Origin of the sequence: Brevundimonas sp., from assembly GCF_044239655.1 — a bacterium.
In the GTDB taxonomy this organism is placed as follows: Bacteria; Pseudomonadota; Alphaproteobacteria; order Caulobacterales; family Caulobacteraceae; genus Brevundimonas.
The window spans coordinates 1-10,729 of sequence record NZ_JBIIAY010000107.1 but is presented as its reverse complement, the minus strand read 5'-3'; the positions used below and the strand labels follow the sequence as shown (position 1 = coordinate 10,729).

The 10,729-nt window shown below is 65.4% G+C and carries 12 protein-coding genes; 2 read left to right on the top strand and 10 right to left on the bottom strand.

Annotation, left to right across the window (positions count from 1 at the left end):
- Window positions 1-137: 137 nt before the first annotated feature.
- Genes ACILQR_RS13055 through ACILQR_RS13040 form a run of 4 tightly spaced genes read right to left on the bottom strand, consistent with a single transcriptional unit; the run spans window position 138 to window position 3,155 of the window.
- Window positions 138-845, bottom strand: coding sequence for an alpha/beta fold hydrolase (locus ACILQR_RS13055; RefSeq protein ID WP_395651837.1), 708 nt, complete (start codon window positions 843-845; stop codon window positions 138-140).
- Window positions 846-862: 17 nt separating this feature from the next.
- Window positions 863-1,621, bottom strand: coding sequence for a GntR family transcriptional regulator (locus ACILQR_RS13050; protein ID WP_395651836.1), 759 nt, complete (start codon window positions 1,619-1,621; stop codon window positions 863-865).
- Window positions 1,622-1,672: 51 nt separating this feature from the next.
- Window positions 1,673-2,077: a nuclear transport factor 2 family protein gene (locus ACILQR_RS13045; RefSeq protein ID WP_395651835.1), complete on the bottom strand. Its 405-nt coding sequence runs from the start codon at window positions 2,075-2,077 to the stop codon at window positions 1,673-1,675.
- Window positions 2,070-3,155: a Rieske 2Fe-2S domain-containing protein gene (locus ACILQR_RS13040; protein WP_395651834.1), complete on the bottom strand. Its 1,086-nt coding sequence runs from the start codon at window positions 3,153-3,155 to the stop codon at window positions 2,070-2,072. Before ACILQR_RS13040 ends, ACILQR_RS13045 begins: the two co-directional genes overlap by 8 nt.
- Window positions 3,156-3,317: 162 nt before the next feature.
- Between ACILQR_RS13040 and ligA the strand changes: the two genes are divergently transcribed.
- Window positions 3,318-3,728, top strand: coding sequence for a protocatechuate 4,5-dioxygenase subunit alpha (gene ligA, locus ACILQR_RS13035; protein ID WP_395651833.1), 411 nt, complete (start codon window positions 3,318-3,320; stop codon window positions 3,726-3,728).
- A 638-nt stretch (window positions 3,729-4,366) separates the two neighbouring features.
- Here ligA and ACILQR_RS13030 read toward each other — a convergent pair.
- From ACILQR_RS13030 to ACILQR_RS13005, 6 genes are read right to left on the bottom strand one after another with little or no spacing between them, the layout of a single operon-like run.
- Entirely contained in the window at window positions 4,367-4,771 is a 405-nt protein-coding gene (locus tag ACILQR_RS13030; protein ID WP_395651832.1) for a DUF2177 family protein, read from the bottom strand.
- 7 nt (window positions 4,772-4,778) lie between these two features.
- On the bottom strand, window positions 4,779-5,804 hold the full coding sequence (locus tag ACILQR_RS13025) for an SAM-dependent methyltransferase (RefSeq protein ID WP_395651831.1): 1,026 nt from the start codon (window positions 5,802-5,804) through the stop codon (window positions 4,779-4,781).
- Window positions 5,805-5,814: 10 nt separating this feature from the next.
- The gene (locus ACILQR_RS13020) at window positions 5,815-6,621 is read right to left on the bottom strand and encodes a DUF1295 domain-containing protein (protein WP_395651830.1); all 807 of its coding nucleotides are present in this window, start codon (window positions 6,619-6,621) and stop codon (window positions 5,815-5,817) included.
- Window positions 6,622-6,631: 10 nt separating this feature from the next.
- Window positions 6,632-7,150 (bottom strand): lipocalin family protein, encoded by a 519-nt coding sequence (locus ACILQR_RS13015; RefSeq protein ID WP_395651829.1) that lies wholly within the window; start codon window positions 7,148-7,150, stop codon window positions 6,632-6,634.
- Window positions 7,143-7,952, bottom strand: coding sequence for a DUF1365 domain-containing protein (locus tag ACILQR_RS13010; RefSeq protein WP_395651828.1), 810 nt, complete (start codon window positions 7,950-7,952; stop codon window positions 7,143-7,145). The genes ACILQR_RS13015 and ACILQR_RS13010 overlap by 8 nt, the downstream gene beginning before the upstream one ends.
- Window positions 7,949-9,340 carry an NAD(P)/FAD-dependent oxidoreductase gene (locus ACILQR_RS13005; RefSeq protein WP_395651827.1) on the bottom strand — a complete coding sequence of 464 codons (1,392 nt, stop codon included), beginning with the start codon at window positions 9,338-9,340 and terminating at the stop codon, window positions 7,949-7,951. The genes ACILQR_RS13010 and ACILQR_RS13005 overlap by 4 nt, the downstream gene beginning before the upstream one ends.
- A gap of 188 nt (window positions 9,341-9,528) precedes the next feature.
- Between ACILQR_RS13005 and ACILQR_RS13000 the strand changes: the two genes are divergently transcribed.
- Window positions 9,529-10,729, top strand: a 1,201-nt coding sequence (locus ACILQR_RS13000; protein ID WP_395651826.1) for a class I SAM-dependent methyltransferase, incomplete at its 3' end; no start/stop codon positions are given.

The following is a 10,729-nucleotide window of genomic DNA, read 5'->3' as shown; positions in this document are numbered from 1 at the left end:
GTGGACCGACGACTACAACCTCAACCGACCCCACTCCCGCATCAAAGGCATCACCCCATGGCAACGGGTGAACAACCTTCTTGGAAACGACACCTAGGCGGGGCGCCATGCTCGCCTGCTGCCGGATCTCGGTCGTCTCAAGCGCGCAAGAGCCACTGAAGGAGCGCTGAGGTCACAGCGTCCGCCGCCTCGACCGGGGACATGTGGCCACTGTCCTCGAACACGCACAGAGTTGCACCGTGAATGCGCGCGGCAATGTCCTGGTGCTGGGCTAGCGGGCTCCAGACGTCCTGTCGGCCAACCCCGACGAGGGTCGGCACCTCGATCGAGGACAGGAGAGGCGTTGCGTCCGGTCGCCCCAGCAGGGCTTCGATCTGGGCCTCGAACACCGACAGACCCATCGACGTCGCCATGGCGTGCAGGGGGCCGATCAAGGTCGGGTCGGTCTGGCGATCCGGGTGTACCATCGGCGGGAGCCAGACATCGACCATCCGATCCACGCCTTCGCGTTTCCCGAGATCGAGGAGGGCGTAACGCTTCTCGGCTTCGCCGGGCTGAGGCGGGTGAACTCCGGTGTCGAGCAGCGCCAGTCGCTCGATACGTTCGGGGGCCTGGCGATGGATTTCAAGCGCTACGCGAGCCCCCATGGAGTGCCCGATCAGAGAGAAGCGGGGCGGGGCCGCGGCCAGGGCGACCTCGGCCATTTCCGTCAGCGACCGGCTCAATCCATAGCTCGCCACGACCGGATTGAACGCGGCAAGCGCTTCGAGCTGGCCTGCCCAGATACGCGCGTCGCAGAGCAGTCCCGGGAGAAAAAGCGGAGGAGCCGCGGCAGAGATGGGCATGATATTCCTGTGACCGGTCAGGCGAGTGCCGTCAGCGGGCGGCGGCCCTGGGCCATCGGGGCGCGTCTGCGTGGCGACGCCGGGCGCGCGGGCGGGGGCTTGGTGCTGCTGCCTGCGTCTCGCGCCGACAGGCTCTGTCTCTGGGCGAAGGCGTGCTCGCGAAACAGGGCCTCGGCGCGGGCACCATCGCGTTCGCGAATAGCCTCGACCAGGGCATGATGTTGTCCGTGCGCCCGGAACAGCAGGGTGAAGGTCGCTTCGCCCTCCGTGTCATTGAAGACCGGCACCGAAGGGGCCACGAACGGGGTGTGGTTCAGCCGCTCGATCATGGACTCCAGAAGCGGTGATCCAGCCGCCTCCACGATCAAGGTGTGAAACTGCTCATTCATCTCACCATAGGCGTCGCGGTCCACGCGGTCGGGTCGGCTGTGGTCAAACAGTGCGTCACCCTGCTTCAGGCAGAGCTCGAGTTGCGTCAGGAGTTCTGGTGCCGGACCGTTGCGGGCGACCATACGGGCGGCCTGACCTTCGAGCAGGGCGCGAAGTTCCAGGGCCTCAAGGCTTTCGCGGTCGCTGAACGCCGCGACGGCGTAGCCACGCCGACCCACGGTGACTAGAAACCCCTCGGCGGCGAGGGACGGCAGGACCCCCCTTATCGGCGTGCGTGATACGCCCAGCCGATCGGCGAGACCGGTCTCGGTCAATCGCTCTCCGGGTTTGAGTTGACCCTGAAGGATCATCTGCCGGATTCGCGTGGCAAGCGGCTTGTCCGACATGCAATCAGCCGACTACGACGAGGGTGCAGGTTTCAAGGGTGGGCAACCGGGTCATGAGCGAAATGCCAGAGAGCCTCGCCGCTCGCGAAAACGCCAGCCCGCAGAGACGAGAACGAGCTTATCATGGAACTCGCCAACGAGAGGTGGCACCGCCCGGCCGTCGTCACTCTGGACATACAACTGGATCAGGCTGTGGGCCTGGGCCTCCGTCTCGTTCTCGACGGTCACGATGACATTGGATACGATATGACGCGTCACCCGAGCGGGCCTGGCCTGAAAGGCAGCCAGGATCGCTGCACGGCCCGACACCGGGTGGTCGGGTGCGGAGGGGCGGGCGAACAGGCCGTCCTCAACAAACAGAGACGCCGCTTCTTCCCAGTCGCCGTCATCGTTCGCGGCCGCAAACCGATAGATCAAGCGGGCGCAAAGCGCCTCGGCAATCAGGCGATCATCCATGCTGTCCCACGGCGTCCTGGCCGGCCTCTGCCATGGCCCGTTCGGCTGCGATGGCCTGCTGGATCAACATTCGCGATCGGACACCGCCCGCATCGATATTGAGTTTGAGCAGGCGACGGTCCTTGTGACGGTCGATATTGATCTGCTGTTGCTCCAGCATTTGCAGGTCCTCGGTGAAGATCGCCCCCTGTCCTTGCCGGATCTTCTCCGTCAGCGCGTCGTCTTCCGTCTTGAAATTGCGGGCCATGCCCCAGAAATACCAGTGGGACGTCTCGGTTTCCGGTGTGATGAAGTCCACCACGACACTCGACGCCTTGACCTGCGAAGGTGCCGCATAGCCTCCGTGTCCTTCCAGGGCCACTCCGACTTCGATCATCACGTGGCTGGGCAGCGAGAACCGGCAGATCTGCCAGCGATCCACGAGGCTGTCCTCCGCCAGACCGGCTTCTCGCATCGCCATGGCCCAGAACGGCGGCGCGATGATCTTCTCCATGTGCCGACGGGTGATCACTTCGTGGTCTGACAACTCAGTCTGTACGGGTGCCTCGTCGATCTCCTTCTGGCCGATGCTGGACGCATGGACATAGGTCTCGTGCGTCAGGTCCATCAGGTTGTCGATCATCAGACGATAATCGCAGTTGATGTGAAACAGGCCACCGCCATAGACCCAGTCAGGACTTTCGGCCCAGGGCAGGGGATGAAGCGTGCCGGCGTCGGCCTTGTCCTGATCTCCGGGCCAGACCCAGATGAAGCCGTGGCGTTCGATCACGGCATAGCTGCGGATGCCGGGGAATGCGCTGACCCTCTGACCTGGCATGCTCACCGTTCGGCCGTCGCAGCCCATGGTCAGGCCGTGATAGCCGCACACCAGATGGCCCTCCCGAACGAAGCCCAGGGAGAGCGGCGCGCCCCGATGGGGGCAGAAGTCCTCAAGTGCCTGAACCTGACCTTCGGCACCTCGGAAGAATACCATCCGTTCTCCGCAGATCTGACGGCCCAAGGGCTTCTCCGCGATCTCGCCGGGACTACAGGCCACGTACCAGGCATTTCGGGGCCAGGGGGCGGGCGGATGTTCCATGGTGATCCTCGACACGGCCTTGAACGGCGTTTATTGTATCCAATAAGTGCATCTGTTCGCAGGTTGGTCAAGGATTGGATCCAATTTTGGAGGTAGCAGCATGATTGCGACGCACGGACGACCGACCCGGTTCGGCAACATCCGAACGGAGGGTGTCCTGTCATGACCGTGTATCGGGATCGGCAGAGCGACCTGGACGCCCTCGACGACATTCCCGGGACCCGCATCTTCACCGCGGCCCGGGCACGACAGGGCTATCATCTCAACCAGTTCGCCATGAGCCTGATGGTGGCGACCAACCGTGACAGGTTCAAATCCGACGAGCGGGCCTATCTCGATCAATGGCCGATGACGGAGACACAGAAGCAGGCTGTCCTGGACAGGGACTTCAATCGCGCCATCGAGCTTGGCGGCAACATCTATTTCCTAGCAAAACTCATCTTCGCCGACGGCATCAGCTTCGCACAAGGGGTGTCGACGATGACCGACATGAGCTTTGAGGACTATACCGCCATGATGATCGCCGGCGGCCGATCACCGGTGGGGCAGCGATCGATCAGGGACAACTATTGAGATCCCGCTTCAGCTCCAACGTCTGTGCTTCGCATTGCAGGGCCGGATTGTCGTGCAAACACGCGGCGTCGGCACTCGCGCGGCATTCGATATCTCGCTCAGTTTGTGCCAATCCAGTATTCGTTCGGCCCCAGCTGAAAAGCTGAAAAGCAAAGCGGGAACTTCACGTCCATCATCATGACCGTCCGGATCACTTTCCGGGAGCTATCGAAATAGCGAAACAGGTCGGTGCGTTTGGCCATATGGCGACGTCAGGAGGCCGCCAGAGCCTCTGATGTCGTATGAGTGGGCGGTCAGTGTCGAATGCGGCACCCTCATCCTGCCCGCCGATCTGGTGCTTCGCCTCCACTGCGCGGGCCCCGTCAGCTATCTGCGCGAGCCTCCGATCTCAGGCCTCTGGCCCGCCAGCCTGTCGCCCGAGCTCGATCGCTTCATCGTCAGCAATCCCAGCCGTTCTATGCCGGCTTGGGCGGCGTCCACGCGGGCTGCCGCGCCCGATCGCAAACGTCGACACCGCAGAGGATCTTCGGCGTCTCGAACGGGCTGCTTGAACATGTGTAATAAGCCGATCAGGCCTCAACCCGTGGCGACCGATTTTGGGTCATGCCCACGCGCAAGGTCTGCGAGTGGGCACATCATCATCTGACCAGCAAGCGCGATCCGAAATAGCCCGCGAGCGCGGCCGTGCAGCTGATGAAGGTGCCCCAGGCCATGTCGGCGAGGGTGATATGCAGGGCCCACCGCGTCAGGGTCGCCTGGTTGGTGAGGTCATAGGTCGCATAGGCCACGAAGCCGAACACCGCCCCGTTGATCGCCGCGCGGGTCCAGTTCCCCTCCTTCAGGGCCGGCACGACGGCCAGGAAGACGATCCCGAACAGGAAGATGAAATAGAAGGCCCCGGCCGCGACGAAGTCGATCTTGGTCCGCATCCAGTCGCCCAGCACCGGGCGATAAAGCCTATCGCCCATCATGGTCAGCCAGACGACGTCCAGCACCAGCATGGCGATCGCGGACGATCCATAGGCGGCGATGTATTTCAGCATGGGATCCTCAGGCCTTCTTCAGGCGATAGTGGCTGACGCCCCAGACCGTTCCGTCCGAGTCGCCGAACAGGCCGGCGGTGGCCATGTAGAAGCGCCGCCAGCGCCGGGTCCAGAGCGCGGCCTGGTCGCCGTAGACGTCCTGCATGATGGCCCGGACCTCCTCGGCATTCGCGTCCATGTTCTGGAGCCAGTGGTCGGCGGTGCGCTGGTAGTGGGTACCGGACCAGCGCCATTGGTCGTCGATGGCCAGGATGTCCGAATACTGGCGCATCAGGCCGTGGCTGGGCATGACGCCGCCGGTGAAGAAATGCTGGGCGATGAAGTCGGAGTCGTCGGAGACCTCGAACCGGTAGGGCTGATCGACGTGGCTGAAGACGTGGATGAACATCCGGCCGTCGGCCTTCAGCCAGCTCGCCGCCCGTGTCAGCAGGGCGCGCCAGTTGGCCATATGCTCGAACATCTCGACCGAGACGATCCGGTCGAAGGTGCGGTCGATGTTGAAGACATTCATGTCGGCGGTGATGATCGTCAGGTTGGTCAGGCCGCGTCGGGCCGCCTCGCCGTCGATGAAGGCCTTCTGGCTGCGGGAGTTCGACACCGCCGTGATGGTAGAGTTCGGATAGTGTTCGGCCATCCACAGCGACAGCGAGCCCCAGCCGCAGCCGAGCTCCAGCACGGCCTGCCCGTCGCGCAGGTCGGCGTGTTCGCAGGTGATGCGGAGCGCGCTGGCCTCGGCCTGATCGAGCGTGGCGGTGGGGGTTTCGTAGAAGCAGCTGGAATATTTGCGGTGCTTGCCGAGGCACAGCTCGAAGAAGCGGGCGGGCAGTTCGTAGTGTTGCTCGTTGGCGGCGTCGGTGTGCTCGGCGACCGGGCGGGCGGCCATTTCGCGGGCGAACTCGGCCTCGACGTCGGCGGGCGGGGTCTTGAGCGCCTTCCTCGCATTGGCGACCAGCAGGGCGATGGCGGGGCGGGTCACGAAGTCCGGAAACGGCGCGTCCTGGAGTTTGTTGACGCTGTCAGCAATCAGTCTCATCGGGCGATCCTCAGGAAGCTTTGGAAGGGCGCGGGAAGAAGGCCCCGACGCGGTTCTGGTAGTCGGCGTAGGCTTGGCCGCGCGACTTGAGCATGGCGGCCTCCAGCGGGGGCACGCCGGTCAGGCGGGTCAGGATCAGATACATGACGATCGGCGCGATCAGGGCGGCCCAGCCCCAGGGCCAGGCTCCGCTCAGATCGATGGCCATCACCGGATAGGCGACCCAGCCGAACCATTCGAAGACATAGTTGGGGTGGCGCGACAGGCCCCACAGGCCCTTGTCCATGATCCGGCCCCTGTTGGCGGGGTCGGCCTTGAAGGCCTTCATCTGCTGGTCGGCGATCCCCTCGCCGACGATGGCGACGGCCAGGATCACGGCGCCGATATAGTCGGTCAGCATCAGGCCTTCGCCGGGACGCAGGGCCGCCGCGGCGATGGAGGCGCACAGCAGGGTCGTCGCCGGGGCCTGGACGATGGCGAGGCCGAACAGCCGCTTGCCGAAGGTGGGGCCCCACTCGGCCTTGAGCATGGTGTAGCGGGCGTCTTCTTCCCTGGTGCGGGCCACGCGAATGGCGATGTAGGCACCCAGGCGGACGGACCAGACAGCGACGAGGACCGCGACCAGGATCTGGCGCGCGCTGGGGCCATCGGTGTCCCAGGCCCAGGGGGACAGGGCGACGATCACGCCGGTCAGGCCGGTGCCGAAGGTCCAGAAGACGTCGGTCCAGCCGGCGTTGCCGGTCCTGAGCACGGTCGCCCAGGCGGTCGTCATGACGACCAGCATAAAGATCAGGGCGAAGGCGAGGGCTAGAAGCACGTCGGGCGTCCTATCGGCTGATGAGCTGGCGGGTCGGCAGGCCGAGGCGACCCATGCGCGCGATCAGCTCGGTCTTCTGGGCCGCGCTCATGGTCGGGCTGCGCGACAGCAGGGCCGGGAACTGGCCGTCGGCGGTGGTGGCGATCATCCACGAATAGTCGGGCGCGATGTCGATGACCCAGTAACGCTGACGGATCAGGCCGCCGAAGAAGCTGGCCTCCCATTTGGCGTTGGTAGCGGTGTCGAGGACGCGGGCGGTCGTGTTGATCGTCGTCGTCCGGCCCGTGCGGCTGCCGCGATGGCAGGTCTGGCTGATCGAGAAGCTGGTGGCATTGCGGCGCGACCAGACCTGATTGGCGGCCCAGCAGTCGCTTTGGCGATCGTTCGGGGTGCGGGCGATCTCGTACCAGCGGCCCATGAAGCGATCGAGATTTATGGACGCGCGCGGCTCGGGGGCCTGGGCCAGGGCGGCATCGGCGGATCCGGCCAGCAGGGCGATGGCCATGACGGCGGAACGAAACTTACGCATGGTGACCTCGGGGTTCGGAGACGGCGCCGACGGTGACGGGATAGGCAGGGGTGACGCCGCCGCGCAGGCGCAGGCCCTTGAGCAGCAGTCGCACCGCCTCCCAGTGAATGCCGGCGATGACCTTCAACGTCAGCAGGGGATGGGTGATCCAGGCGGCCAGCAGGTTGCGATCGGTTATCTCCGACCGGTGGGCGTGAAAGGCCGTGAAGAGGACCGGCCCCTGGGCGTCCTCGACCGTGATAGCGACGCTCGCGACCTCGCCCGACGCCCCGGTCGGCGGGGTCACGGCGAAGCGATAGGCCAGGTCCATGTCCATGAAGGGCGAGACGTGAAAGGCCTTGTCCACGGACTGGCGCACCGGGCCCGGAGTCTGATCGACCGGCATCAGATAGGCATGGCGACCGCCGAAGGTGTTGGACACCTCGTACAGGATGGCGCTCAACCGCCCGTCCGCCGCGTGGCAGAAGAAGACGCTGAGCGGATTGAAGCCGTAGCCGAGGATGCGGGGCATGGTCAGGAGCTGGACCGGGCCGCCGCCCTCGATGCCGGCCTCGGCCAGGCGGGTCGCGATCTGGGTCTTCAGCGGCGTGTCGGAGCGGTCGCCGAAGTCGGAGGCGCGCAGGGTCATCAGGCCAAACTTGCCGGCACCGAGCCAGCGCAGACGCTTCATCAGCCCGTCCCATTCGTCGAGGTCGAGCAGCAGCATGAAGACGCGGTATTGCAGGGCGTGGACGCGCGGACGGGTCCGGCGGTGGAACACCGTCCCGGCATAAAGGCCCGAGCGTGTGCCCGCCGGGGTCATTCGGCCGCGAACGCCATGGCAGGAGCGGGAGACGGCGTGGTCAGAGGGATGCGGCCGCTCTCGTTCTCGACCGTCCAGGGCCGGCGAACGCCGCCGATGGCCTCGGCGACGGCAAGACCGGCCTGAAGGCCGTCCTCATGGAAACCCGAGCCAAACCAGGCGCCGGCGAACCAGGTGTCGTTGACGCCTTGCAGCGACCACAGATCGCTCTGCGCGGCCAGGGCGGCGGCGTTGAAGATGGGGTGGTCGAACTCGCGATCGACCAGCACGGTCGCCGGATCCGGCTCTCGCTCGGGGTTCAGGGTGACGAACAGATTGTCTCCGGTCAGACCCTGCAACAGGTTCATCCAGTAGGTGACGCCGGGCTGACCCGCGTCGCCCGCCGCCGGTTGTTCGCCGACATAGTTCCAGGCGGCCCAGGCGGACTTGCGTCGGGGCATCAGGGCGATGTCGCGGTGCAGGACGACGCGGTTCCGACTGTAGCGGATGGCCCCGAGCAGGCGTTGTTCCTCGGGGGTTGGGTGTTCCAGCATGGCCAGGGCCTGGTCGGAATGACAGGCCAGGACGACGCCGTCATAGGATCGGCGTTCGCCGTTGGCGAAGATCGTCGCCCGGCCCGGCGTGCGCTCGATCAGATCGACCGAATGGTTCAGCAGGACCTCGCCCCGGAAGGCGCGGGTCAGGGCGTCGACATAGGAGCGGCTGCCGCCGTCGACCGTCTTCCAGTTGGGCTTGAGATCGACCTCGAGCAGGCGGTGATTGCGGTAGAAGCGCACGAAGGCGGCGGCCGGGTAGTCTGCCATCTGTCGCGATGAGGACGACCAGATCGCCGCCGCCTGGGGCAGCAGATGCAGGTCGCGGAAACTCTGGCCATAGCCCTTGCGGTCCAGGTAGTCGCCCAGCGAACAGAGGGACTGGTCCAGTTCGGGAAGGTCGGCCTCGGCCTCGCGGTGGAAGCGTTTCAGGTCGGCCAGCATCCTCCAGAATTTGGGGTTGGCCAGGTTTCGCTTCTGGGCGAACAGGCCGCCCAGCCCGTGACTGGAATACTCGAACCCGCCCGCCTCCATCGACACGGCGAACGACATATGGGCCGGCTTGGCAGCGACGCCGAGATGGTCCAGCAGGGCCGTGAAGTTCGGATAGTTGGGCTCGTTGTAGACGATGAAGCCGATGTCCACCGCCGTCAGATGCGAACCCCGGTTATCGAAGTCCGGCACCTCGACGGTGCAGGCATGGCCACCGACCCGGTCGCCGGCCTCGTACAGGGTGACGTCGTGATGTTGCGACAGCAGCCAGGCCGCCGACAGACCCGACACGCCCGAACCCACGACCGCCAGGTTTCGACGCGGCGAGGACGGATCTTGAAGCGGCGGGATGCGGTCGTACATGAAGCCCTGCGGTATCGGCGGTTCTGACAGTCGGGCTAAGCTACGTCTGACGTCGCGATCCGGATGCCGGGATGGTCAAGCTTGGGCGAAGGGCGAAAGTTCCCGACCCTGCGCGCATCCGTTCCGACCCCGGGACGTAGCTGATCACGGGGTTGCGGTTTGCGTCCTGGTGCGTGGAGTGAAGACAGATGACGGCTCCCCTGGTGGACGACGTTCAAGGCCGGTTCGGGTTCGATCTGCCGAGGCCCAACCGCATCCTGCTGTGGGCCTTTCGCGCCGCCGACAAGGACTGGCAGGGGCGCGGCCTGACCATGGTGATGCCCGATCGCCAGGAGCATCATTTCGGACCGCCGTCGCCGGACCGCGCCGTGCTCGAGATCCGCGACTGGGGTTTCATCCGCCGCATCGTGGCGGGCGGGGCGATCGGCCTGGCCGAAAGCTATATGGCCGACGAGTGGAGAACGCCGGATCTGGCGCGGACCCTGATCGTGCTGGCCGACAATTTCGACCGGCTGGGCAAGCTGACCAGCGGGAACGCCTTGGTGCGCGCCTTCAACTGGGTGACGCACAACCTCGGGCGGATGAACACCCGGGCCGGATCGAAGAAGAACATCGTCGCCCACTATGACCTCGGCAACGACTTCTATTCGCGCTGGCTCGATCCGAGCATGACCTATTCCTCGGCCCTGTGGACGCAAGCCAGCCAGTCGCTGGAGCAGGCGCAGACCGAGAAATACGCCGCGCTGGCGCGGTCCATCGACCTCCAGCCCCACCACCGGGTGCTGGAGATCGGCTGCGGTTGGGGCGGGTTCGCCGAATATGCGGCCAGGGAGATCGGCTGTTCCATCGTCGGCCTGACCCTGTCGCCCGCGCAACAGGCGTTTGCCGTCGATCGCATGGCCCGGGCCGGGCTGTCCGACCGGGTCGAGATCCGGCTGCAGGACTATCGCGACACGCCCGAGACCTTCGACCGGATCGTCTCGATCGAGATGTTCGAGGCGGTCGGCGAGCAGTGGTGGCCGACCTATTTCAAGGTGGTGCGCGACCGGCTGATGCCGGGCGGGCGGGCCGGATTGCAGATCATCACCATCCGCGACGACCTGTTCGAGGCCTATCGGCGCGAGGTCGATTTCATCCAGAAATACGTCTTCCCCGGCGGGATGCTGCCGTCCGAACCGCGCCTGAATCAGGAGACGGCGGCGCAAGGGCTGGTGACCACCGAGATGCGACGGTTCGGGCAGGACTATGCCCGGACCCTGTCCCTATGGCTGAAGCGGTTCGACGAGACCCACAGCGGCATGGACGCGACCTTCGACCGGCTGTGGCGGTTCTACCTGGCCTATTGCGAGGCGGGGTTCTCGACCGGTCGGACGGACGTGGTGCAGGTGT